The sequence below is a fragment of the Microbacterium sp. Leaf161 genome, from assembly GCF_001423645.1.
Lineage (GTDB): Bacteria > Actinomycetota > Actinomycetes > Actinomycetales > Microbacteriaceae > Microbacterium > Microbacterium forte.
This window is the reverse complement of the sequence record NZ_LMOW01000002.1, coordinates 92,896-117,140: the sequence shown is the minus strand read 5'-3', so window position 1 is coordinate 117,140 and position 24,245 is coordinate 92,896. Positions and strand designations below refer to the sequence as shown.

Here is a 24,245-nt window from a genome sequence, read left to right as displayed (position 1 = left end):
CAGCCGACCACGCGAAGGCGGCTCAGCCGCCGAAGATGTTCACCGGGTTGAAGACATCGGCGAGGAGCAGCACGGCCCCCATCACGATGAGCAGTGTCGCCACGACCACGGTCAGCGGCACGAGCCTGGTGGCGTCGACGGGCGGGGGCGGCGGTCGCCGGAACAGCTTCGCCCAGGCGCGGCGGATGCCGTCCCACAGCGCGACGACCACGTGCCCTCCGTCGAGCGGCAGCAGCGGGATCAGGTTGAACACGAACAGTGCGACATTGAGGGATCCGAGAAGCCCGAGAAGCACGGAGAAGCGGTTGAGGATCGGCGCATCGATCGCCGCGACCTCACCCGCGATGCGTCCGACCCCCACGACGCTCAGCGGCCCGTTCGGATCGCGCTCAGACCCGGTGACCAGTGAGACGCCGGTCTCCCAGATCCGCACCGGGAGGGTGACGATCATCGACCCCACGCGCACGACGGTATCGGCCGCCATCTGGGGTCCTGCCGACAGCGGCTGTTGGACGAAGCCCATCTGCGCCGCCATGCCGACGTAGCCGACCTCCCGGACGACGGGCTGCCCGTCCTCGCCGATGACCGGCTGCCCGCTCGCATCGGTGATGGTGCGCTCAGCCTCGATCGGAGTGATGCTCAGAGTCTGCTCGGCACCGTCTCGAAGCACCACCAGTTCCAGGGTCTCTCCTGGAGCGGCCTGCACGATGGCGGTCGCCTGCGCGAAGGTCGACACGAGCTGATCGTCGACGGACACCAGCACGTCGCCGGGCCTGATGCCGGCCTCGGCAGCCGGCGTCGCCGGGTCGTCGGCCTCGCACTCGGTCGCCGTCGATCCGGCGGGCAGGACGCACTGGTTCACCGACGCGATGGTCGTGGTCCCCTGCTGCACTCCGATGCCGGACACCAGAACAGTGAAGATCACGATCGCGAGGATCAGGTTCATCAACGGGCCGCCGAGCATCACGACGACGCGCTTCCATACGGGGAGACGGTAGAAGACGCGGTCCTCAGCACCTTCGGCGATCGTCTCGTCGTTCGCCGATCGTGCGTCCTGCACGAGAGCACGGAAGACGCCCTTCGCCGGGCCCGATGCGGTGGAGGCCGGGTACATCCCCGACATCGAGATGAATCCGCCGAGCGGCAGCAGCTTGAAGCCGTACTCCGTCTCGCCGATGCGCTTGGACCACAGTCTCGGGCCGAAGCCGATCATGTACTGGCCCACACGCACGCCGAAGAGCTTCGCCGGCAGGAGGTGGCCGACCTCGTGCAGACCGATCGACAGGCCGAGGCCGATCAGCATGAACACGATGCCACCCAGATAGAGCAGTGCTTCCACTCCCCCAAGCTAGTGCTCGTCGCCTAGGAATAAGCCCCATGTGCTGCGCAGGGCGATGACGCGGCGCGGTTAGGCTTGTGTCGTGACCTCCCGCCAGCTGCGACTTCTGCGCGCAGCCGCGGCGTCCGGTGCCGCAACCCTCGTGGCCGCAGCGTCGCACACCACCGCGGGCGGAGCCGCCCCGCATCCGCTCTTGGTCATCGCCGTCGCAGCGCTCCTCGTGCCTCTCGCGGCACTGCTCATCGGCGCCCGGGTCTCCAGATCGCGCGTCGCTCTGACGGTGCTGGTCAGTCAGGGGCTCTTCCACCTCGTGTTCCAGCTGCTCGGCACACCGACCGGCACGACGGCGCTCGGCGGCCACGAACACCATCTCGACCTCGCCGCCCTGGGCCCGGTGGTCGCGACGACCGCTCCTGATGCGCTCATGATCGTCGGTCACGCCATCGCAGCGATCGTCACCACCGCTCTGGTCTGTCACGGCGAGTCGTCGGTGCGAGCGATCGCCGGCTGGGTGCAGGCACGCCTGCGCCGCACGGTCACCCTGTTCCGACCGACCCATGAACGTCCCGCCTTCCCGGTGTTCGCGATCCGAGTGCCGACCGAGAACGACTTCTCGGTATCGGTCTCGCGCCGCGGTCCTCCTGTGCACGTCTGATCACGTATCGCCTCCCCGAGGCGTTTCCACCTTCCCGCGGATGCCGCGCACACCGACGCGCCCGCAGATCAGCACACAGGAGTACCACCATGCGTTCCACCACCACCCGCCGCAACATCACCGCAGGACTCGTCGGCGGCACGATCCTCGCTCTCGCCCTCCCCACGATGGCCAGCGCCCACGTCAGTGTCAGCCCGGATGAGCTGACTGCAGGAGACCACGGCGTACTCACCTTCTCGTTCGCCCACGGCTGCGAGAACTCGCCGACCACCTCGCTGAAGGTGACGATGCCCGAGGGCCTCGCATCGGTCGCGCCCACCATGGACAGCGACTGGACGATCGACATCGAGAAAGGCGATGACGGCCTCGTCAGCGCCGTGACCTACACCGCCATCGCGCCGGTGCCCAATGAACTGCGCGGCGCAGTGAGCATGGCTGTCGGGCTCGACGAGGACACGCCCGACTCGCTCGCATTCCCGGTCGTCCAGACATGCGTCGAGGGCAGCACCGAATGGACGCAGCTCGCAGAGGACGGCGAAGATCCGCACAGCCTCGACGCCCCGGCTCCGGTCGTCGAGGTCGTCGCCGCGTCCGCTGACGGACACGGGGAGCACGGCGCCGCAGACGAGGCCGGAGACGCGGACACCGCGAACTCGGATGCCGACGACGATGCGGTCTCCGCGAACGCGCTCGGCACGGCACTGGGCGCGGGCGGCCTCGTCGCCGGCATCGCCGCACTCGTCGTCTCCGTACTGGCGCACCGCCGCAAGGCGTGACGCCCCGGCGCGTCTCCTCGGCTCGATGGGGCCGAGGAGACGTGCCGCACCCCGTGTTCTCCTCGGAGCCGTGAGATCATTGATGCGACATGTCGATTGAACAACAACCGAGCCTGCCTCCCGTGCTCCGCCCCGCGAACCCGCCCCGGCGTGAGCTGTCCGAACTCGCCTCTCGATTCGCACGAGACGTCCGCGGCGAGGTGAACGGTGTCACCCTGTCAGGGATCACCCTCGCCACCGCCGACCTCCGCACCGGCGAGGCCTTCGTCGCGATCCGGGGTGTGAACCGCCACGGGGCCGAGTTCGCGGCCACCGCCGCCGAGAAGGGTGCCGTCGCGATCATCACCGACGCGGACGGCGCCGACATCGCCGAACCGGCCGGACTCCCCGTGCTCATCGTGGACGACCCCCGCGCCGTGCTCGGTGCGCTGAGCGCCTGGGTCTACAGCACGGGCGCAGGCGAACCGCTCCCGCTGCTGTTCGCCACCACGGGCACCAACGGCAAGACGAGCGTCTCGCATCTGCTCGAGGGCATCCTCGGCCAGCTCGGCGTCGTCACCGGACTCTCGTCGACCGCCGAGCGCCACATCGCCGGTGAGGTCATCGTCTCGAGACTGACGACCCCGGAAGCCTCCGAGATGCACGCGCTGCTCGCGCTGATGCGCGAGCGCGACGTCGAGGCCGTCGCCGTCGAAGTCAGCGCTCAGGCGCTGTCCCGTCACCGCGTCGATGGCATCCGCTTCGACGTCGCCGGCTTCACCAATCTCAGCCATGACCACCTCGACGACTACGCCGACATGGAGGAGTACTTCGAGGCCAAGCTGGCGCTGTTCCGACCGGATCGGGCGACGCGCGCAGTGGTATGCCTCGACTCACCGTCGGGCGCCACCGTCGCGCAGCGCTCGGAGATCCCCGTGGTCACCGTCGGCACCCCCTCGATCGCCGCCGATCCCGAGGGCGCGGCCCGCGCGGACTGGGTCGTGGTGATCGACGACGAGCGCGCATCCGGAACCACCTTCACGCTGACCGGCCCGGCAGGAAGACTGACGACGACCGTTCCCGTGATCGGCCCGCACATGGCGGCGAACGCCGCTCTCGCGATCGTGATGCTGCTCGAAGGCGGCTACGAATGGGACCGCATCGCCTCGGGGCTCGACCGTGACGGCGGCATCCTGGCGCATCTCCCGGGTCGCACCCAACTCGTCTCCGGCGACACAGGCCCTGTCGTCTTCGTCGACTTCGGGCACTCTCCCGACGCGTTCGAGAAGACCCTCGCTGCGGTCCGCCGCGTCACACCGGGCAAGGTGCTGATGCTCTTCGGCGCCGACGGCGACCGCGATGCCAGCAAACGCTTCGATATGGCGCGCACTGCCGTGGAGGGCAGTGACATCCTCGTCGTGACGGACCACCACCCCCGCTTCGAAGACCCCGATTCGATCAGGGCCACTCTCGTCGCCGGCGCCCGCGCGACGCGGCCAGACGCCCAGATCCACGAGTACTCGCCTCCCGAGGCGGCCATCGTGGCAGCGGTCGGCCTGGTCGGAGAGGGCGACTCGATCCTGTGGGCGGGTCCGGGGCACCAGGACTATCGCGACATCCGGGGCGTGCGCACGCCCTATTCGGCCCGCGAGCTGGCGCGACGTGCGCTGCGTGCGGCCGGGTGGCCGGTGCCCGATTCGCACTGGCCAGTCCCCTACCCCGAAGAGGACTGACCCGAGCGCCGGTGCCGTCGCGGTTCGCGGCGGCGCGGCAGCGGGGCGGCCCTCGATCGTCTCTCGCCTCGAGTGGAGGACCGCCTGAGCGCGGATCAGGCTCGCGCGATCAGCTCGTCAGCCTTGCGGCGCGCCCACTCCTCGGCCTCGGCGAGTGATTCGACTGTCAGCGTCTGCGGCGGCTCGTGGGCATCGACCACGCGCGAGATCGTGTCGACGATTCCGAGGAACGGCAGGCGTCCCTCATGGAAGGCATCGACCGCCTGCTCGTTGGCGGCGTTGTAGACGGCAGGGAATGTCGCGCCCGCACGGCCCACGGCCTTGGCGAGGTCGACAGCCGGGAACGCGACGTCGTCGAGTGGCTCGAAGGTCCACGAGGTCGCCTGGGTCCAGTCGAGGGGCCGTCCGACCCCGCCGACGCGACTCGGCCAGTCGAGCCCCAGGGAGATCGGCAGACGCATGTCCGGCGGGGACGCCTGGGCGATCGTCGAGCCGTCGATGAACTCGACCATCGAGTGCACGATCGACTGCGGGTGCACGACGACCTCTATGTCGTCGTAGGCGACGTCGAACAGCAGATGCGCCTCGATCACCTCGAGACCCTTGTTCACCAGCGTCGCGGAGTTCGTCGTGACCATCCGACCCATGTCCCATGTCGGGTGCGCGAGTGCCTCCTGGGGGGTGACCTCGAGCATCTGCTCGCGTGAGCGCCCGCGGAACGGCCCACCGGATGCCGTCACCACCAGGCGCCTCACCTCGGCGTGGGTGCCGCTGCGCAGCGCCTGCGCCAGGGCCGAGTGCTCCGAGTCGACAGGGACGATCTGGTCAGGGGCGGCCGCAGCGAGAACCAGCTCACCACCGACGATGAGGGATTCCTTGTTCGCGAGAGCGAGGGTTCTGCCGGCTTTCAGCGCCGCAAGAGTGGAACCGAGTCCGATCGATCCGGTGATCGCGTTGAGCACCACGTCGGCTTCGACATCGCGGACCAGCTGCTCGGCCTCGGCCGCACCCAGTGCAGTGCTGTCGACGTGGAAGCTCGCAGCCTGCTCCGCGAGCATCTCGGCGTTCGTCCCGGCGGCGAGGCCGACGAGTTCGAAACGTCGAGGATTGGCGCGGATGACGTCGAGCGCCTGCGTGCCGATGGAGCCGGTGGAGCCGAGGACGATGATGCGACGCATGCCGCCAGCCTATGGCAAGCCCCCGGCCCCTCTGCGTTACGGCGTCTGCTCGACCGGAGTCGTCGCGAGGATGTCGACGACGAAGACGAGGGTCTCTCCGGTCAGATCGGTGTCGTTCGTCTCGCCCTCACCATAGCCGTCCTTCGGAGGCATGGCGACGACCACCTGCGACCCGACCTTCTGGCCTTCGAGGGCCATCTTGAACCCGGGGACCACTCCGCTGGTCGGGAACTGCGATGGCGCTGCGTCCCGGCTCCAGCTCGAGTCGAACTCGGAGCCGTCCGACCACTTCACACCGCGGTACTGCACCGTGACGAGGTCGCCCGCTCCGACGACGGCACCGTCACCCTGCTTGAGGACGGCCACCTCCGTCTCGGTGGGGGCGTCGGCGTCGGGGATCGTGATGGTGGGAGAGCCGGCGTCGTCGAGCTCGACGACGGGCATGCCCTCGGTCGCATCGACATCGGAGCCGGAAGCCGTCGTGGGAAGCTGCTCGATCGTCTCGACGTAGAGGACGCTCGGGTTCATGCCCTCCTGCGCTGCAGGAAGGGTCAGGACGACGCTCGAACCGATCGGGAGGCACTCCGCCGCGACGGTGAAGACGGTGGACTGCGTCGGATCGACGATCTGCTGCGGCTGCTGGACGGCGAGGAGAGCGGACAGGACTCCGTCGGGCCCGCGCTCCGAGGTGCTGAGCACTTCGTTGGTCGTGGCGTCGATCAGCTGGTAGCGCAGCGACACGAGGTCTCCGGGCATGACGTCGTCGCCATCGCCCTCGACCACGACCGAACGCTCGGCCTCGGCGAGATCCGTCCCCTCGGGTACGGAGACCTTGGCACCTGCGCCGGATCCCTCGACGGACACGGCATCGGAACCTGCCCCCGACGCGATGTCAGCGAGGCAGGAGCTCTCGGAGCCGGCATCCGGGGTGGCGGTCGACTCCGGAGTCGCGCCACCGGAGCACCCGGCCAGCAGAAGGGTCGCCGCGGCGACGGTGGACAGGACGATAAGCGGACGCTTGCGCACAGTTGAACCTCAGGATCGCGGGCGGGACACCCCATCATCCCTCACGCCCCTTTGCTGATGCTGGGAGGCGCGCGCTGGCGCTTCATTCCCGCCGCGGCATGATTGCCGGGGTAATCTGCTCTGATGACGTCAGAGCAGTCCGTGGAGCCCGAAACTTCGCCCGCAGAGACTGAGAAGCCTCGTCACGCAGGCTTCGCCTATGCGCTCGGTCGCAGCCTCATCACCCCGCTCGCGCGCACGATCTACCGCCCACGCATCGAGGGCAGGGAGAACGTCCCGAAGGACGGCGCGGTCATCTTCGCGAGCAATCACCTGTCCTTCATCGACTCGATCGCGATTCCGGTGGCCTCTCCGCGTCCCGTGCATTTTCTGGCGAAGTCCACCTATTTCGAGGGGACGGGGTTCAAGGGCTGGCTCAGCAAGACGTTCTTCGAGTCCATCGGCGCCATCTCCGTGCGCCGTGGTGCGGGCAAGGCCGCCCTCGACGCCCTCGACGTGCAACGCCAGCTGCTCGACGAGGGCCTCGCCGTCGCTCTCTATCCCGAGGGCACGCGTTCGACCGACGGACGCCTGTACAAGGGGCGCACGGGTGTGGCCTTCCTTGCGCTGCAGACCGGAGCACCTGTCGTCCCGGTCGGATTGATCGGCACGGACAAGGTGATGCCCGTCGGCGCCAAGATGCCCACTCTGAAGGAACGCATCACGGTGCGCTTCGGCGAACCGCTCGACCTCTCACCCCATGGCCCCGCCACGAGCGGTCGCGCCCGCAGACTCGCGACGGACGAGATCATGGCCGCGATCCATGCCCTGTCCGGCCAGGAGCTGGCCGACGCCTACAACGAGGCTCCCGCGCAGAGCACGATCGAGAAGATCAAGCAGGCGCTCCCCCACGAGCGCCGCTGACGCGGGACCGACCGCTCAGTTCGTCTCGGCGCGCACCGTTGCCTCGTGCCGCACCGGGAAGTTCATCGAATTCGCGATGAAGCACCATTCGTTGGCCTGCGCATGAGCTCGCTCGGCCGCGTCGATCATCGAAGCATCGGAGACCACGACCTCCGGACGCAGCATCACCTCGACGAACGCGCCACCGCCCTTGCCGTCTTCCCGCATCATTCCCGAGGCCGAGTCCCGATAGGAGACGACGACGACGCCTGCGGTGACACAGGCGTGGAGGTACGAGAGCAGGTGGCACTCGGAGAGCGAGGCGAGCAGCAGATCCTCGGGATTCCACCGCGACGGATCGCCGCGGAACGGCTTGTCGGCCGAGGCGAGGATGTCAGGCTTGCCTGCGACCTCGAGCGTGACATCGCGACGATATTCGCGATAGCCGCTGGTGCCGGTGCCGGAGTTGCCGGTCCAGGTGGAGCTGAGTGAATAGCGATGCTCGCCGAGCGGCACTGGTCTATCTGCCATGTCGACAGTCTGCCACCAGGAAGCCCTCGACGATCCCCGCGCCTGGCACTGCGTGCACCGAACCGACGATATCCTTGGGAGGTGCTGGAGACTCTCACCGTTCAAGATGCCGTGGAACTCGCCGTCGTCGAACGGAGCGGATTCATCGAGTCCCGCCACGCGGGAGCAGCGGTGGTGCTCTCGCCCGATGGCGACATCGTCGCGCGCTATGGGAACGCTGACGCTCTGATCCTGCCTCGCTCGAGCCTCAAGCCGTTGCAGGCCGTGGCGTGCATCACCGCAGGAGCCGCTCTGGAGGGCGCGCAGCTCGCCATGTCCACCGCGAGCCACAGCGGCACCGACCGTCATGCCGCGGTCGTCCGCGATGTCCTCACCGAGGGCGGCCTCACCGAGGACCACCTGGGTTGCCCGCCGGCGTGGCCCGGCGATACGTCCGCCCGTGACGAGCTCGTGCGCGAGCACGGTGTGCAGACCCGCATCCGCATGAACTGCTCCGGCAAGCATGCGGCGATGCTTCGCGCCTGCGTCGCGACCGGCTGGCCCACCGACAGCTACCTCGACCCGACTCACCCGCTGCAGCTGCACATCCGCGAGGTCATCGAGCGTCTGACCGGCGAGAAGGTCGCCCACACGGCGATCGACGGATGCGGCGCCCCGGTCTACGCGATCACGTTGACGGGTCTCGCCCGTTCGATCCACCGGATCGGCACCGCCTCCGATCGCTCTCCGTTCGCCCTGCATCGGGTCGCAGGATCTCTGGTGCGCGCGGTGCGCGAGCACCCGTGGACGATCGACGGACCCGGTCGCCCTGACACCATCGCGATCGAGAAGCTCGGGGTGTTCGCGAAGGGCGGCGCAGAGGGGGTCATGGTCATGGTCGCTCCGAACGGAACGACCGTGGCGCTGAAGATGCTCGACGGCGGCGCACGCGCATCGACCATCGTGGCCGCGACTCTGCTCGCACGCGCAGGCGGGCTCACCGACTCCGAGGTCGCGACTCTCTCCGCCGCTCTGCCTCTCGAGGTGCTCGGTGGCGGCGCGGAGGTCGGAGCCGTCCGCCCCGGCAGCGGCATCTGACCACACGACGTACCGCTGCTCATCGCCCGGACGCCAGTGCCGGGACCACGACACGACGAGGCCCGGCGTCACCGATCAGCGACCAGGCACGTCCGGCATGCGGTCGCGCGTAGGGCGGGAGTTCTCGCACGCCCGCGAGTTGCCGCAGCTCGGCGGCGTTCTCTGCCCGAATGAGAGTCTCACCCTCTCGGCGCACCCGTTGCCACAGCGGCCAGTTCCGTTGCCACGCGTCCGCGTCGCCGATCACTATGGTCGGACGTGTCGACGTCGTGAGGTCGCGAGGTTCACCCGAGAGCGCCACGACATCGCATCCTGGGTGCGCGGCGGCCAGCGATTCGGCGACCGTCGGCACCCCCGCGGTGACGAGCGCCGTGAGAGCGCATCGCGGCGACCAACCGCTGTCCTGCCGATACCGAGAGGCACCGTGGGCAGGGCCTGACGATCGCAGTCGCTCCTCGGGTACCCAGACCAGCTGGATCTCTCGATCTCCCATCCGCATCCGCCCCGGCGGTCGGTCTCGATCGAAACCGTCGGACTCGCCGCCTGCGGCGAGATGATCGACACGGCTCGGCATCCTCAGCAGCCCCCGGCGTGGCAGCGCATCGAGAATCCGACCGATGGGCCCCGCCGCTCTCGTCGCCGTGAGCACGAAGGTGGTTTGGGAACCGTGCCGCAGGATCTGATCCCAGAGCTGCGCGACATGCTGACCGTATTCCACAGGCAGCTCGCTGATCCTGACGTCGATGTCGTCGCAGAGAACGAGACCTGCGCCGCGCGATCCGTCTGCCGCCAAAGCGACGACGGCGTCCCAGGCGTGCTCCGGGTCGGACGGTATCCAGAGCGGGTCTGCGTGCTGCTTGGCCAGCGCGCGCAGAGCCGAGGTACGCCCCGACCCCGGCCCGCCCAGGAGCACGATGCCACGATCGGCCCCGATTGAGAGGAACACGAGCGGCTGGCGCTGACGCTCCGGCTCGTCGGCTCGCCCCAGAACGGCATCGCCCTTCCGCGTCTCCACCTGAAGCGTGGCCAGTGGGAGCATACGCGGAAGCACGGGCAGCCACGGGCTGTGCGGGCTTTCGGCGTCGGCCCATCTCAAAGCGATGGCTCTCAGGTCGGCCGCGCCCGTCAGCGCCACTCTCATCGCCGTCGGTTCAGCATCCTGGGGACGACGGACCAGCGCCAGTCCCCTGGACTCCACCCCGCCGGGAAGCTCAGCCGCACCGTCGGTGCCGATCACGGCGCGGCTGTCTGCGGCGTCTGCAACACGCAGGCTCACTCGAAGCGGGCAGTTGGCCGCCAGCGCATCGCGGATCACGCCGGAAGCACGCTGGGTTCCGAGGATCAGATGCATACCGAGGGCTCTACCCCGAGCAGCGATATCGGTGAACACGGCACCGAGGTCGGCATGATCCTGAAGCAGCGCCGCGAACTCGTCGACCACGATCACCAGCCTCGCCATTCCGATCTCCCGCACATCACGTGCGCCGGCCTCTGCGAGGACGGACTCACGGCGGCGCAGCTCTGCGGTCAGGCTCGAGACTCCTCTGCGCGCACCCTCCTCATCGAGATCCGTGATGACCGCGGCCACCTGCGGAAGCGTCCGAAGCGGCTCGAAAGCCGTGCCCCCTTTGAAGTCCGCCAGGACGAAAGTCACTCGATCCGGCCCATGGCTGCACGCCATGGCTGTCACCCACGACACCAGCAGCTCGCTCTTGCCGCTGCCCGTCGTGCCGGTCACGATGGCGTGCGGCCCGTCGTCGACGATGTCGAGCAGGACGTCGGCGTGTTCGCCTCGGCCCACCACCGCAGCGAGACCGACCTGCGACTCGGGCTGGCGGAGGTCGCTCAGTGCCACCCTGCTCGGGAGCGAGTCCAGCTCATCGCCCTCGACCGAGCTCTCTTCTGCGGTCGCGATCGCCTGATCGCGGGACACGCATTCGGTGGAGACCTCGACGATCCCCTGCGGTGTGCGCACGCTCGCGCGGTGCGGCTCGACGATGTCGATGACCGTCGTGATTCCCTCGGGGACATCCTCGCCGCGTCCGAGCAGCCAGATCACGGCGTCAGCCGCCGGCCGGGGGTCTCCGCTTCGCGCCACCGCGACGCGGAGCGACCCGCGCCGCGTGAAGCGCGCCTGCGGAAACCGCGCGACCCCCAGCTCCTCGAGATGTGGGCCGACGATCGACATCTGCGCAGCTCCGAATCTCACACACAGCTGCACCACGAGGGCTCTCGCTACGGAGGCGACGACGGGGTGCGCACCGCGCAGACCGAGGCCACTGCTGAGTGGAACCGTCATCGGTACGTTCTCGACCCTGGCGCATCGTGTTCTGAAGTCTCGTTCGCGTTCCCCGTCGCCTCCCGACGCCCGCACACCGCTGGTGCCGACACCGCTGCCGACGACGATCTCGGTGTCGGCGTCCGGTGGCTCGAGGCCGCGCAGCGGAGGTTGCGCCAGACCTGCGGCCGCATCGGGATGACGGTGCCATCGCATCTGACGCTCCTCATCATGGAGTCGTGACAGCTGCGCTTCCGCGAGCGACCACGCCGCCGCGCTCTCGGCCTCCGCGACGCGGAACGCCTTTCGCCGGGAGCGCGACCCGTCGATCAGTGACGCGAGGATCATCAGAGGCCCGAGCGCTGCGAAGCACAGCGAGAACAGGGAACCGGTGACGAGCCAGAGCACCACCCCGGCGGCGACGGGCACGAGCGCCGCGATGAACGGCGTCGGCGGTCTGCGTGCGGGCACGGGGGCGGCGGGGATCGCTATGGGCAGAGAATCCATGCCCCCTAGTGGACCGCGCGGGAAGGGCCCAGTGAGCGCCCTCCACAGGGATCGGACGTTATTCGGAGGATTCGCCCTGTGTGGAGGAGGACTCGTCCGCTGCGGAGGGGGCCTCGTCAGGCGCCGAAGAGGACTCGTCCTCGATCTGCACGATGACGAGCGTCACGTTGTCGCGGCCACCGTTCTCCAACGCCGCCGCGAGCATCGCATCGACGGCAGCGGCAGGATCGGCGTTCTCACGGAGGAAATGCTGGATGCCGTAGTCGGTGAGCTCTTTCGTCAGCCCGTCCGAGCAGATCACGAACCGGTCGCCCGGGCGGACATCGAGGGTGACGTAGTCGGGTGCAGTGAGTTCACTCGCTCCCACCGCTCGTGTGATCACATTGCTGTAGGGGTGACCCTCGGCCTCTTCGGGGCTGATCTTGCCAGCGGCGATGAGCTCCTGGACGACCGAGTGGTCGGTGGTGATCTGCACCAGACGTTCGTCCCGGAGAAGGTACACACGCGAGTCGCCGATGTTGAGCGAGGTCCAGTGCGGCTCGTCCCCCTCGAACTCGAGGAAGACCCCGGTGAGGGTGGTGCCGGTGCCTTCATCGGTGGTCTCGGGGTGGTCGGCGATGTCGGCAACGGCCAGCTGGAGCGCTCCCTCGATGGCTCCGCGATCGACCGCGCCGGCGGCGACGACCGCATCGAGTCGTCTGACCGTGCTCCGGCTCGCGATCTCTCCACCGGCATGACCGCCCATGCCGTCGGCGACGATGAACAGCGGGTAGTCCGCGAAGAACGCATCCTGATTCGTCTCACGGCGGCGCCCCACATCAGTGACACCCGCCCAGGAGAGCAACAGCGAACGCTGCGCAACCCTGACGCTGTGCGTCTTCGTCGTCGTCTCAGCCACTCGTCGCCTCCGGATCGCCTGCGGGTCGGGGTCCCCCAGGACACTCACACATCGTAGTGGACGCTGCCACGGTGGCACTCGCGCCCGTGAAGGCCGCTCGCAGCCGAGCGGCGCCGTCCCGGGGCTGCGACATGACCATGCCTCCACGTTATCGTCTTCAACCGGTGCTCTGAGCCACAGAGCGTCGTCTCCGTACAGCACAGAGCCCCCGACCGAAGTCGAGGGCTCTGTGTCGCGTCAGATCAGGCCGGGGGCTGCGTGGGGTCCGTGGGCGGAACCTGCGGAGCTGCCGGGGGCGCTGCGGGCGGAGCGGGCGGAGCCGTCGGGGGTGTCGACGGCGCAGCGGGCGGAACGCCGGGTGCGGCCGGGGACGACGGCGCAGCGGGCGGTGCGTAGCCGGGCTGGGCAGGCTGAGCCGGCGGGGCGTAGCCGGGCTGAGCGGGCGGAGTGTAGCCCTGCGGCGCGGGAGGCGCATAGCCCTGCTGAGGAGCGCCGTAGCCCTGCGGAGCGCCGTAGCCGGGGCCCGCGACCGGGCGCGGCTGCACGGGCACGCCGTCCCAGACAGTGGAGTCAGCAAGGAAGCTGTTCCCTGCCCACGGAGCGGGAACGATGTTCGGGTTCCAGCGGGACTTGTCGAAGGCGTTGATGCCGTACCAGACGATCGAGAGCAGAACGAACAGGACGACCCAGACAGCGTCCTTCTGCAGCTTGAGTCCGACACGCCATGCAGCGAGAGCGAGGACGACCGCGAGCGCGATACCCGTCAGGAAGTTGAGGTACGGGATGAACGAGAGCCCGATGCCGATCAGGACGACCCACGGCGAGATGTCTCCGAGCTTCGCGAAGATCATCGTGTTGTACACGGGAACCCACGCGCGCCACTTGCCCTGCACGCCCGCCTTTTCGAAGATCTTCATCAGGAAGATCGACGAGATCACATAGAACGCCAGTGCGAAGAGCAGACTGATCAAGAAGACGACGAAGAGGCCGGCGATAGCCGCCCCGTTGTCGTAATAGTCGTTGTACATGATCCCCTCCGGATCCGATGGAGCTGACGCTGTGCGCGCCGCGACACCAACCATATCGGTGTGCTGATATTTGGGGCAACGACACACGCGCGGAGAACTCCCTGCGCGACATGCTCGGTCATTCCGCGACGACGAGCTCCGCGACACCGGGTTCGTCGGTGCGGCGGAGAACGAGTCCCCGGCCACCGGCCCACGTCTCCAGCGTCCGAAGCGACCGGATGCGGGGGCGGTCCTCGGCGAGAGCCCGCACGAGCAGCCCCTTGGACTTCTTGTTGAAGTGGTTGAGAGCACGACCGTGCTCCGTCACGACTCTCACGTAGCAGGAGGCGACGGCGTCTGGCACCGGGCCGAGCGCGACGTAGGCCTCGCTGCGCAGATCGAGGACGAAGTCGGGGTCCTCCCCCGCTATCGCCTCCGTGGTGGCGTCAGCCCAGTGTCGTCGCAGCGCGGGCAGACCTGGAAGCGATATCCCTGCAGCGAGCCGGTACGGCGGTATGGGATCGAGAGCGCCTACCGGGCCGAGCGGGGCCGAGTGGATCCACACGTGTGCGCCGAGCCAGCGACGGGATGCGGGAATGAGACTGCCCGCGTCGAGCGCGTCATACAGGACGCCGGTGTACCGATCCACAGCCGGCATGGTCGCCGCGGAGCGCAGCATCCGATTGTGCGCGACATCGCCGGCCTGCTTCGGACTGAGTTTCAGCACTTTCCGCGCGTGCTCCTCGTCTCCTGCAAGATCGACGAGAGCGTCGATCACCTCGTGACGCTTCGCGCCGAGGCCCGGAAGCGCGAGCGCGCCCAGGTCGAGCGGGGCACCGTCGCCTCCGGATCGCTTCGTCTCTGACGGGGGCAGCAGAATCTTCATGACACCTCGGTGATACAGACGCGTCCGCCCCGACCCCCGGAGGGGTCGAGGCGGACGCTATGAACTGAACTGCTCAGGCGATGAGGGCCGCGTTGCCTGCCACGATCGTCAGGACGTCGCCCTCCATCGAGAGGAAGCCGTCCTGCGCGTTGGCGAGCACCTTGGTGCCATCCGTCTGAGTGATGCGGACCTGGCCTTCGGCGAGGATGGCCAGAACCGGCTCGTGGCCGGTCATGAAGCCGATCTCACCCTCGACGGTCTTGGCGACCACGAGGCTCGCCTCTCCCGTCCAGACCTCCGCATCCGCGGAGACGAGGCTGACATGCAATGCCATGGTCAGCCGTTCTCCTTCTGGATCTTCGCCCACTGCTCTTCGACGTCGGAGATGCCACCGACGTTGAAGAAGGCCTGCTCGGCGACGTGGTCGAAGTCACCGCGGGTGATCGCATCGAAGGACTCGATGGTCTCCTTCAGCGGGACGGTCGAACCCTCGACACCCGTGAACTTCTTGGCCATGTAGGTGTTCTGCGAGAGGAACTGCTGGATGCGGCGTGCACGCGACACCACGATCTTGTCCTCTTCGGAGAGCTCGTCGACACCGAGGATGGCGATGATCTCCTGCAGTTCCTTGTTCTTCTGGAGGATCTGCTTGACCGTGGTGGCGACGCGGTAGTGGTCCTCGCCCAAGTAGCGGGGGTCCATGATGCGCGACGTCGAGGTCAGCGGGTCGATGGCCGGGTACAGACCCTTCGACGCGATCTCACGCGAGAGCTCGGTGGTGGCGTCGAGGTGGGCGAACGTGGTCGCCGGGGCCGGGTCCGTGTAGTCATCGGCGGGCACGTAGATCGCCTGCAGCGAGGTGATCGAGTGGCCACGGGTCGACGTGATGCGCTCCTGGAGCACACCCATCTCGTCGGCGAGGTTCGGCTGGTAACCCACGGCGGAGGGCATGCGGCCCAGCAGCGTGGAGACCTCGGAACCGGCCTGCGTGAAGCGGAAGATGTTGTCGATGAAGAGCAGCACGTCCTGCTTCTGCACGTCACGGAAGTACTCCGCCATCGTCAGAGCCGAGAGGGCGACGCGCAGACGCGTTCCCGGCGGCTCGTCCATCTGGCCGAAGACGAGGGCCGTCTTGTCGAAGACACCCGCCTCTTCCATCTCGTGGATCAGGTCGTTGCCCTCACGGGTACGCTCGCCGACACCGGCGAACACCGACACACCACCGTGGTCCTGCGCGACGCGCTGGATCATCTCCTGGATGAGGACGGTCTTGCCGACACCGGCTCCACCGAACAGACCGATCTTTCCACCCAGCACGTAGGGAGTCAGAAGGTCGATCGACTTGATGCCGGTCTCGAACATGGTGGTCTTCGACTCGAGCTGGTCGAAGTTCGGAGCCTTGCGGTGGATGGGCCAGCGCTCGGTGACCTCGATGGTCTCACCGGGCTCGAGGTTCAGGACCTCGCCGATCACGTTGAAGACCTTGCCCTTGGTGACGTCGCCGACGGGGACCGAGATGGCCTCGCCGGTGTCGCGCACTTCCTGGCCGCGCACGATGCCGTCGGTGGGCTTCAGAGCGATGGCGCGAACGAGGTCGTCGCCGAGGTGCTGAGCGACCTCGAGGGTGATCTCGACCGAAGAGTCGCCGATCACGATCGTGGTCTTGAGTGCGTTGTAGATGTCGGGGATCGAGTCGTGGGGGAACTCGATGTCGACAACCGGACCGTTGACGCGTGCGACGCGCCCGACGACCGCGGTCGCCGGCTGGTCAGCCGTAGCGGTGGGGGTCATTTTCGTCTCTCTCCTGATGGTCTATTTGCTCGATGAGAGTGCGTCGGCGCCGCCGACGATCTCCGCGATCTGCTGCGTGATCTCCGCCTGACGCGCGTTGTTGCGCAGACGGGTGTAGTCGGTGATGAGCTTGTCGGCGTTGTCGCTGGCCGACTTCATCGCCTTCTGCGTCGCGGCCTGCTTGGCAGCAGACGACTGCAGGAGAGCGTTGAAGACACGGCTCTGGATGTACACCGGCAGGATCGCGTCGAGGACTGTCTCGGCATCCGGCTCGAACTCGTACAGCGGATAGACGGCGTTGCCGGCCTCCGAGTCGTCGGCTTCCGTGATCTCCAACGGAAGCAGACGCACGGACTCGGGCGACTGCGTCATCATGCTGACGAAACGGTTGTACACGAGGTGGATCTCGTCGACGCCGCCGTCGTCCGCGCCGCGCCCGAAGTCCTCGAGCAGTTTCGCCGAGATCTCCTCTGCGGTGTGGAACGACGGGGTGTCGGTGTCGCCTGTCCACTCCGCGGCCGCCGCGATGCGACGGAACTGGAAGTAGCCGACGGCCTTGCGTCCGACGAGGTAGAACACCGGCTCCTTGCCCTGTCCGCGCAGGAGCTCCGCCACCTCGAGACCCTCACGGAGGATCTGCGAGTTGAAGGCTCCGGCGAGACCGCGGTCCGAGGAGAAGATCACGACCGCGGAGCGGCGGATCGTCTCGGGCTCGCGGGTGAGCGGGTGGTCGACGTTCGAGTGCGTCGCGACGGCGGACACGGCCCTCGTCACGGCTCGCGCGAAGGGACTGGACGCTTTGACACGTCCCATCGCCTTCTGGATGCGCGAAGCCGCGATGAGTTCCATCGCCTTCGTGATCTTCTTGGTCGTCTGAGCAGAGCTGATCTTCTGCTTGTAGACCCTGAGTTGAGCGCCCATGAGTTCAGTTCCTCACGCGGTTACGCGCGACGACCCTTGACGATCTTCTCCTGGTTGACGTCGTCAGCCTCTGCTGCAGCGTGCTCCTCGTGGCCGGGAGCGCCGATGGCGTGTCCCTTGCCACCCTGGAACTCCAGGATGAAAGCGTCAGTGTGCTTCTCGAGCTCGGCGACGGTGTCGTCGTCGAGGACGTTGGTGTCACGCAGCGTCTCGAGAACCTGGGTGTTGCGACGCAGGTAGTCGAGCAGCTCGCGCTCGAAGCGCAGGACGTCGGAGACCTCGATGGTGTCGAGCTTTCCCTTGGTTCCGGCCCAGATCGAGACGACCTGCTCCTCGACCGGGTACGGCGAGTACTGAGGCTGCTTGAGCAGCTCGGTGAGACGCGCACCGCGGGAGAGCTGACGACGCGAAGCCGCGTCGAGGTCGGACGCGAACATCGCGAACGCCTCGAGCGAGCGGTACTGCGCGAGCTCCAGCTTCAAGGTTCCGGAGACCTTCTTGATCGACTTCACCTGAGCGTCACCGCCGACTCGCGAGACCGAGATACCCACGTCGACCGCGGGACGCTGGTTGGCGTTGAAGAGGTCGGACTGCAGGAAGATCTGGCCGTCGGTGATCGAGATCACGTTGGTCGGGATGTATGCCGAGACGTCGTTCGCCTTGGTCTCGATGATCGGCAGACCGGTCATCGAGCCCGCGCCGAGCTCGTCGGACAGCTTCGCGCAACGCTCGAGCAGACGCGAGTGCAGGTAGAAGACGTCACCCGGGTATGCCTCGCGGCCCGGCGGACGGCGCAGGAGGAGCGATACGGCACGGTAGGCCTCAGCCTGCTTCGACAGGTCGTCGAAGATGATGAGGACGTGCTTGCCGCCGTACATCCAGTGCTGACCGATGGCCGAACCGGTGTACGGAGCGAGGTACTTGAAACCGGCGGGGTCGGATGCAGGAGCGGCCACGATGGTGGTGTACTCCAGAGCGCCGGCCTCTTCGAGCGCGCCCTTCACCGAAGCGATGGTCGAGCCCTTCTGGCCGATCGCGACGTAGATGCAGCGAACCTGCTTGTTGACGTCGCCCGACTCCCAGTTGTCCTTCTGGTTGATGATCGTGTCGATCGCGATGGCCGTCTTACCGGTCTGGCGGTCGCCGATGATCAGCTGACGCTGACCGCGGCCGACGGGGATCATCGCGTCGATGGCCTTGATGCCGGTCTGCATCGGCTCGTGGACCGACTTGCGCTGCATGACGCCGGGGGCCTGAAGCTCGAGCTCACGCACGCCGTCGGTGGCGATGGAGCCGAGGCCGTCGATCGGGTTGCCCAGCGGGTCGACCACGCGGCCCAGGTAGCCGTCGCCGACGGGGACGGAGAGGACCTCACCCGTGCGGGTGACCTCCTGGCCGGCCTCGACGCCGGTGAACTCACCGAGCACGACGACACCGATCTGGTGCTCGTCGAGGTTGAGCGCGAGTCCCTTGGTGCCGTCTGCGAAGGTGACGAGCTCGTTCGCCATCACGCCGGGAAGTCCCTCGACGTGCGCGATGCCGTCTGCCGCGTCGATGACGGTGCCGACCTCGGTCGCCGCGGCCCCAGTGGGCTCGTATGCTGCGGCGAAGTCCTTCAGCGCGTCACGGATGACGTCGGGGCTGATCGATAGTTCTGCCATTGTCTTCCCTTTGTATCTGGGTGCGCGGTTCCCCGCGCGAAGTCGTGTTAGCCGGCGAGCTTCTGGCGAAGGTCGGCGAGACGGGCGGAGATGCTGCCGTCGATGACGTCATCGGCGATCTGCACGCGCAGGCCTCCGACGACGGCGGGGTCAGAGACCTCGTTGAGCGAGATCTTGCCGTCGTAGCGACGCGAGAGTGCGTCCCTGAGACGAGTGCGCTGCGCATCCGTGAGCGGCTTGGCGCTGTGCACAGTGGCCACCACGCGGTCGCCCTGATCTGCGACGACCCGCGTTGCGCGACCGAGCATCTGACGGACGCGGCGATCACGGGGCTGGCGGACCAGCGACGAGACGATCACCGCAGTCGCGTCGCTGACGCCACCTGCGAGCAGCTTGTCGACGAGTGCACCCTTGGCGTCTTCTCCCCCGAGGCGGCTCCCGAGCGCGAGCTCGAGTTCCGCGTTCGCGGCGATCACGCGGGTGAAGCCGAACAGCTCTCCCGCGATGTCGGCCTGGGGCTCGGCGAGGGCAGCAGCTCGGATGGCGAGCTCCTCGATGCCGTCGACCAGCTGCGACGCCGAAGACCAGCGCTCGGCGACGACGGTCTTCAAGACACTCTGGGCGTCCTGAGAGAACCCGCCGAACACCGCTGCGACGACGTTCTGTCGCGCCTCGACCTGAGCCGAGGCGTCGGCGAGCGCGCCGCTCAAATGAGACGACTCCGTCACGGCACGCGCGGCTGCGAACAGCTCCCGTGCCGTGTCGAGAGTGACGTCCGTCGCTGCGGCAAGCGTCTGAGTGGATGCCGCGAGTGCCTGAGTGGTCGCGCTGCCCATTACTGAGCCGCCTTCTCGGATGCTTCGAGGTCTGCGAGGAAGCGGTCGACCACTGCGGTCGCACGTGCGTCGTCGGAGAGCGTCTCGCCGACCACGCCACCGGCGAGGTCGATGGCGAGCGAGCCCACCTCGCTGCGCAGCGAGACGAGAGCGGTCTGACGCTCGGCCTCGATCTGCGTGTGCGCGGTCGCGGTGATGCGAGCAGCCTCGCTCGACGCGGCGTCCTTGGCTTCGGCGACGATCTTCTTGCCGTCCTCGCGGGCGGCCTCACGGATCTCACCGGCCTCGGTGCGTGCCTCAGCGAGCTGGCGGGTGTACTCCTCGAGCGCGGCCTCAGCCTGCTTCTGTGCTTCGTCAGCCTTGGCGATGTTGCCCTCGATGGCGGCGGACCGCTTGTCGAGCATCGCCGTGAACTTCGGAAGGGCGACCTTCCACACGACGACGAGGATGATGAGGAACCACAGACCCGACCAGATGATGTCGTACCACGCGGGGATCAGCGGGTTAGGCGTTTCTCCCTCAGCCGCGAGGTTCGTGACAAGAGCGTTCAGCATCCTGTCTCCTTCTGAAGTCGGTAGAGATTACGGGAAGGGGATGAATCCGACGGCGATGCCGACGAATGCAAGCGCCTCGGTGAAGGCGATACCGATCCACATGAGGACCTGAAGGCGACCGGCCAGCTCGGGCTGACGGGCGACGCCCTCGATGGTCTTGCCGACGACGATGCCCACGCCGATGGCCGGACCGATCGCTGCGAGGCCGTAGCCGACCGATGCGAGGTGACCGTTGATGTCTGCGAGAACCGTAGTAGCGTCCACGGGTTTTTCCTTTCGTTGGGTGGGACGGCAGTTGCCGACCCGCTCAGTGCTCTTCTGCGACCGCGAGCTGGATGTAGACCGCGGTGAGGACGGTGAAGACGTATGCCTGGAGGACGGCGACAAGAATCTCGAAGAGAGTGAAGGCGCCGCCGAAGGCGAGGGTTCCGACACCGAGAGCGGCCCAGCCGCCACCTGCGGTGAAGAAGAAGAACTGGGTTGCCGCGAAGCACAGCACCAGAAGCATGTGGCCGACGACCATGTTCATCAGGAGTCGGAGCATCAGCGTGACGGGCCGGATGATGAAGGTCGAGAGGAACTCGATCGGCGTCACGATGACGTAGACCGGCCACGGAACACCGGCCGGGAACAGCGCGTTCTTGAAGAAGCCCAGGGGGCTCTTCTTGATACCCGCGTAGATGAAGGTGACGTAGCTCACGATTGCGAGCGTCAGCGGCACGGCGGCGATGCTCGTGCCGGCGATGTTCAGGAACGGGATGATTCCCGTGATGTTCATGAACAGCACCATGAAGAAGATCGTGGTGAGGATCGGCAGGAATCGGTTGCCGTCCTTGCGACCGAGCAGATCGTGCGCGATGTTGGTGCGGACGAAGTCCAGACCCATCTCGACGACGCTCTGGAAGCGGCCGGGGACGATCTTCATTCGACGGGTTCCGAGAACCAGGAGCAGGACCACCACCACGACGGCGAGGAACTGCACGAGGTGGATCCGGTGGACGGGAATGACCCCGAACGCGTTGAAGAGGATCTCCGGGAAGAACTCGTCGATCGAAGGTCCGTGGAACTCGCCGTCAGAGGCGAGTTTGGGCATCAGGGTCGCAGCAAGATTGAACAGCGCGGGCTCCAGCTTCGGGGCACCGGTCAGAACCGGGGCGACGATGGTCGGTGTGCTTCAAGCGCAAGCGCTCGCGAACGAGCGGCGGGCACGTGTCAACACTATCAGAATCTGAGGGTGTCCTAAGACCGAGGGGCCTCTTCGGCCGGCCCATCCTGATCACGGGTCTCCGGAATCAGGTTGTGCCTGCCGGGGGCGCGATCCTCGGGCACGATGGTGGGCAGCTGCACACCGGGCGCGTGGTCCGTCGGCGCTTCCGACGGCAGAGTGGCATCGCTCACGTTCGGCAGACGCATGCGCGTGAGCACGATGACGTCGATCACCAGCGACACGATCACGCCGGCGACGATCGAGAGGAAGAAGACCATGGGGTCCAGCCACGGCTGACCGGCGAGGAGGATCATCACGAGCAGGAAGACACCGAGCTTCAGCAGCCAGCCGCCGAGCACGATCGCGAAGAACAGCTGCACGTAGAGGGGGTCGCCGAACCAGCGGTTGGCGATCAGGATGCTGAGTGCCGTGATTCCGAGGAACAGCATGGCGAGCACGACGCCGAGCAGGCCGCTCACGAGGCCCTCTCCCCCGCCGACGAGAAGACCGACACCTCCGGCGATGATCGCGAGGACCACCATCGAGAGGGCGGACCAGAGCAGCGTCCTCCGCAGGATCGGATTGCTGGAAACGGGGCTCGGGCTCACGGGGACTCCACGGGTGTCGGGTCGGACTCAGCAGACGCCGCGGGCTTCCGTCGGCGCAGAGGATTCAGGGTGATGACGAGGCACGCGGCGATTCCCACGAGGCCGAAGACGACCCCGGGAAGATACTGGCCGGGCCAGTCCTCGCGAGCGCCCACGTACATCAGGAGGACGGCGAGCGAGATGACCGCCGTCCAGGCGTAGAAGATCAGCACGGCGTCGCGGTCGCGATGACCGAGGTCGAGCATGCGGTGATGAAGATGCTTGCGGTCGGGAGAGAACGGCGACTTTCCCGCGTTCATCCGGCGCAGAACGGCCAGCCCGAAATCGAGGAGGGGCAGAAGCACCACCAGCAGCGGAAGCAGGATCGGGATGAACGCGCCGAGGAGCTGCGATCGGCCCAGGCGCTCGGGGTCGAGGGCGGAGGGTTCGAGCTGTCCGGTCACGGCGATCGCGGACGTCGCCATCAGCAGGCCGAGGACCAGAGCGCCCGAGTCGCCCATGAAGAGCTTCGCCGGGCTCCAGTTGAACGGCAGGAATCCGAGGCAGGCGCCGATCAGCACAGCCGCCAGGAACGAGGCGAGGTTGAAGTAGCTGGACGCGCCGGTGTCACGCGTCAGGATGTAGGAGTACGCGAAGAAGACTCCGTTGGCGATCAGGCAGACGCCGGCGACGAGCCCGTCGAGTCCGTCGATGAAGTTGACCGCGTTCATCACGATGACGATCGCGAACATCGTGATGGTGATGCTCAACCAGCTCGAGAACACGATCAGATCGCCGAACGGCAGGGAGAGGATCTGCAGCCCGCCGCCCACCGTGATGATCCCTGCGGCGAGGAACTGCGCGCCGAGCTTGATCATCCAGTCGAGATCCCACAGGTCGTCCACGACGCCGATGACGGCGATCAGCAGCGACGCGGCGAGGATCGACCACATCGTCTGCGGTGGCATCCACATGGTGGCGAAGAATGGATTCGCGGCCGAGAATCCGATCGCTGCGGCGATGCCGAGGAAGATCGCGACGCCGCCGAGACGCGGCGTCGGGGTGGTGTGGACATCCCGTTCGCGGATAGTCGGGTAGAGCTTGAACCGCAGGCTCAGCCGCCAGACCGCCCAGGTCAACGCGAATGTGATCGCGGCGGTCAGGAGGATCGTGAAGAGGTACTGCTTCACGAATCCCCGTCCGATTCCGGTGCCTGCGCGTCGGGCTCGAGCAGATCGCCGAGCACCTCCTCCAACCGCTCGCGGCTGACAGCGCCGACTCGGAGGATGCGCACGCCGCCCGTGGTGGGCTCAGCGCCGCGGGGCACCAGCGAGGTCGCGTCGACGATCGTCGACGCGATCCCGTCGCGGCTGACACCGTCGGCGAGATAGACCGAGACGCTGTCCCCGAGCATCCGCTCGGCATCGAGCGCCGAGATCGCCGACTCACGGCCCGTGAGGTTGGCGCTGGACACCGCGAGCGGCCCCGTCTCGGCGAGCAGCTCGAGTGCGACGCGTCCTTCGGGCATCCTGACGGCGACTGTACCCTCCGTGTCTCCCAGGTCCCAGACGAGGGAGGGCTGGGCAGGCAGGACGATGGTCAGGCCGCCGGGCCAGAACTCATCGACGAGACGCTGGACGGGCTCCGGCACGGACTCCGCGAGCGCGTGCAGGGTCTCCTTCGTGCCGATGAGCACGGGCGGGGGCTGGTTGCGCCCTCGTCCCTTGGCATCGAGGAGGCGCTGCACCGCTGCGGGCGAGAAGGCGTCGGCGGCGACGCCGTAGACAGTGTCGGTGGGCATGACGATGAGTTCGCCGCGGCTGATCGCCTGGCGGGCGTGGCGCATGCCGGCGAGGAGCTGAGCCTCATCGCCGCAATCGAAGATGGAGGACATGACGATCCGATTCTAGTTGGGGATGCCTGTGCGGTTCGTGTC

General features: G+C 67.4%; 24 protein-coding genes. 5 read left to right on the top strand and 19 right to left on the bottom strand.

The window, feature by feature from the left end:
* Positions 1 to 22: 22 nt before the first annotated feature.
* Entirely contained in the window at positions 23 to 1,339 is a 1,317-nt protein-coding gene (locus ASF87_RS13250; RefSeq protein ID WP_157550110.1) for a M50 family metallopeptidase, read from the bottom strand.
* Positions 1,340 to 1,421: 82 nt separating this feature from the next.
* Here ASF87_RS13250 and ASF87_RS13245 point away from each other — a divergent pair, with 82 nt between their 5' ends.
* From ASF87_RS13245 to ASF87_RS13235, 3 genes are all read left to right on the top strand, one after another.
* Positions 1,422 to 1,994, top strand: coding sequence for a hypothetical protein (locus tag ASF87_RS13245; protein ID WP_056376582.1), 573 nt, complete (start codon positions 1,422 to 1,424; stop codon positions 1,992 to 1,994).
* An 89-nt stretch (positions 1,995 to 2,083) separates the two neighbouring features.
* Positions 2,084 to 2,770: a YcnI family copper-binding membrane protein gene (locus tag ASF87_RS13240; RefSeq protein WP_056376581.1), complete on the top strand. Its 687-nt coding sequence runs from the start codon at positions 2,084 to 2,086 to the stop codon at positions 2,768 to 2,770.
* A gap of 89 nt (positions 2,771 to 2,859) precedes the next feature.
* Positions 2,860 to 4,482, top strand: a complete 1,623-nt coding sequence (locus tag ASF87_RS13235; protein WP_056376580.1) for a Mur ligase family protein — start codon at positions 2,860 to 2,862, stop codon at positions 4,480 to 4,482.
* Between the two features lie 95 nt (positions 4,483 to 4,577).
* On the opposite strand, the gene dxr is transcribed toward ASF87_RS13235, so the two are convergent.
* Entirely contained in the window at positions 4,578 to 5,660 is a 1,083-nt protein-coding gene (gene dxr / locus ASF87_RS13230) for a 1-deoxy-D-xylulose-5-phosphate reductoisomerase (RefSeq protein WP_042541837.1), read from the bottom strand.
* A 36-nt stretch (positions 5,661 to 5,696) separates the two neighbouring features.
* Complete coding sequence (locus ASF87_RS13225; RefSeq protein ID WP_056376579.1) at positions 5,697 to 6,686, bottom strand: FKBP-type peptidyl-prolyl cis-trans isomerase; 990 nt, start codon at positions 6,684 to 6,686, stop codon at positions 5,697 to 5,699.
* Between the two features lie 123 nt (positions 6,687 to 6,809).
* Between ASF87_RS13225 and ASF87_RS13220 the strand changes: the two genes are divergently transcribed.
* Complete coding sequence (locus ASF87_RS13220) at positions 6,810 to 7,589, top strand: lysophospholipid acyltransferase family protein (protein WP_042541839.1); 780 nt, start codon at positions 6,810 to 6,812, stop codon at positions 7,587 to 7,589.
* Between the two features lie 15 nt (positions 7,590 to 7,604).
* Here ASF87_RS13220 and ASF87_RS13215 read toward each other — a convergent pair whose 3' ends face one another.
* Positions 7,605 to 8,099 carry an OsmC family protein gene (locus ASF87_RS13215; RefSeq protein WP_056376578.1) on the bottom strand — a complete coding sequence of 165 codons (495 nt, stop codon included), beginning with the start codon at positions 8,097 to 8,099 and terminating at the stop codon, positions 7,605 to 7,607.
* A gap of 81 nt (positions 8,100 to 8,180) precedes the next feature.
* Between ASF87_RS13215 and ASF87_RS13210 the strand changes: the two genes are divergently transcribed.
* Entirely contained in the window at positions 8,181 to 9,176 is a 996-nt protein-coding gene (locus tag ASF87_RS13210; protein WP_056376577.1) for an asparaginase, read from the top strand.
* 19 nt (positions 9,177 to 9,195) lie between these two features.
* Here ASF87_RS13210 and ASF87_RS13205 read toward each other — a convergent pair whose 3' ends face one another.
* The 15 genes from ASF87_RS13205 to ASF87_RS13135 form a co-directional block, all read right to left on the bottom strand.
* Complete coding sequence (locus tag ASF87_RS13205; protein WP_082508918.1) at positions 9,196 to 11,961, bottom strand: FtsK/SpoIIIE domain-containing protein; 2,766 nt, start codon at positions 11,959 to 11,961, stop codon at positions 9,196 to 9,198.
* A 58-nt stretch (positions 11,962 to 12,019) separates the two neighbouring features.
* A complete protein-coding gene (locus ASF87_RS13200) occupies positions 12,020 to 12,859 on the bottom strand; it encodes a PP2C family protein-serine/threonine phosphatase (protein ID WP_056376575.1) in 840 nt (279 codons plus the stop codon).
* Between the two features lie 242 nt (positions 12,860 to 13,101).
* Positions 13,102 to 13,887 carry a DUF5684 domain-containing protein gene (locus tag ASF87_RS13195; protein ID WP_052493006.1) on the bottom strand — a complete coding sequence of 262 codons (786 nt, stop codon included), beginning with the start codon at positions 13,885 to 13,887 and terminating at the stop codon, positions 13,102 to 13,104.
* A gap of 118 nt (positions 13,888 to 14,005) precedes the next feature.
* Positions 14,006 to 14,752, bottom strand: coding sequence for a YaaA family protein (locus tag ASF87_RS13190; RefSeq protein WP_056376574.1), 747 nt, complete (start codon positions 14,750 to 14,752; stop codon positions 14,006 to 14,008).
* Positions 14,753 to 14,825: 73 nt separating this feature from the next.
* Entirely contained in the window at positions 14,826 to 15,086 is a 261-nt protein-coding gene (locus ASF87_RS13185; RefSeq protein ID WP_042541845.1) for a F0F1 ATP synthase subunit epsilon, read from the bottom strand.
* Between the two features lie 2 nt (positions 15,087 to 15,088).
* Positions 15,089 to 16,543, bottom strand: coding sequence for a F0F1 ATP synthase subunit beta (atpD, locus tag ASF87_RS13180; protein WP_042541846.1), 1,455 nt, complete (start codon positions 16,541 to 16,543; stop codon positions 15,089 to 15,091).
* 21 nt (positions 16,544 to 16,564) lie between these two features.
* Complete coding sequence (locus ASF87_RS13175; protein ID WP_056376573.1) at positions 16,565 to 17,464, bottom strand: F0F1 ATP synthase subunit gamma; 900 nt, start codon at positions 17,462 to 17,464, stop codon at positions 16,565 to 16,567.
* Between the two features lie 20 nt (positions 17,465 to 17,484).
* Positions 17,485 to 19,125 carry a F0F1 ATP synthase subunit alpha gene (gene atpA / locus ASF87_RS13170; RefSeq protein ID WP_042541848.1) on the bottom strand — a complete coding sequence of 547 codons (1,641 nt, stop codon included), beginning with the start codon at positions 19,123 to 19,125 and terminating at the stop codon, positions 17,485 to 17,487.
* 47 nt (positions 19,126 to 19,172) lie between these two features.
* Complete coding sequence (locus tag ASF87_RS13165; RefSeq protein ID WP_056376572.1) at positions 19,173 to 19,961, bottom strand: F0F1 ATP synthase subunit delta; 789 nt, start codon at positions 19,959 to 19,961, stop codon at positions 19,173 to 19,175.
* Positions 19,961 to 20,515 carry a F0F1 ATP synthase subunit B gene (locus ASF87_RS13160; protein WP_042541850.1) on the bottom strand — a complete coding sequence of 185 codons (555 nt, stop codon included), beginning with the start codon at positions 20,513 to 20,515 and terminating at the stop codon, positions 19,961 to 19,963. The genes ASF87_RS13165 and ASF87_RS13160 overlap by 1 nt, the downstream gene beginning before the upstream one ends.
* Before the next feature lie 27 nt (positions 20,516 to 20,542).
* On the bottom strand, positions 20,543 to 20,779 hold the full coding sequence (gene atpE, locus ASF87_RS13155; protein WP_042541851.1) for an ATP synthase F0 subunit C: 237 nt from the start codon (positions 20,777 to 20,779) through the stop codon (positions 20,543 to 20,545).
* Between the two features lie 43 nt (positions 20,780 to 20,822).
* Positions 20,823 to 21,608 carry a F0F1 ATP synthase subunit A gene (gene atpB / locus ASF87_RS13150; protein ID WP_056376571.1) on the bottom strand — a complete coding sequence of 262 codons (786 nt, stop codon included), beginning with the start codon at positions 21,606 to 21,608 and terminating at the stop codon, positions 20,823 to 20,825.
* A 146-nt stretch (positions 21,609 to 21,754) separates the two neighbouring features.
* On the bottom strand, positions 21,755 to 22,330 hold the full coding sequence (locus ASF87_RS13145; RefSeq protein ID WP_056376570.1) for a hypothetical protein: 576 nt from the start codon (positions 22,328 to 22,330) through the stop codon (positions 21,755 to 21,757).
* Positions 22,327 to 23,499, bottom strand: a complete 1,173-nt coding sequence (locus ASF87_RS13140) for an MraY family glycosyltransferase (protein ID WP_056376569.1) — start codon at positions 23,497 to 23,499, stop codon at positions 22,327 to 22,329. The genes ASF87_RS13145 and ASF87_RS13140 overlap by 4 nt, the downstream gene beginning before the upstream one ends.
* A complete protein-coding gene (locus ASF87_RS13135; protein ID WP_042541855.1) occupies positions 23,496 to 24,203 on the bottom strand; it encodes an L-threonylcarbamoyladenylate synthase in 708 nt (235 codons plus the stop codon). Before ASF87_RS13135 ends, ASF87_RS13140 begins: the two co-directional genes overlap by 4 nt.
* Positions 24,204 to 24,245: the final 42 nt, after the last annotated feature.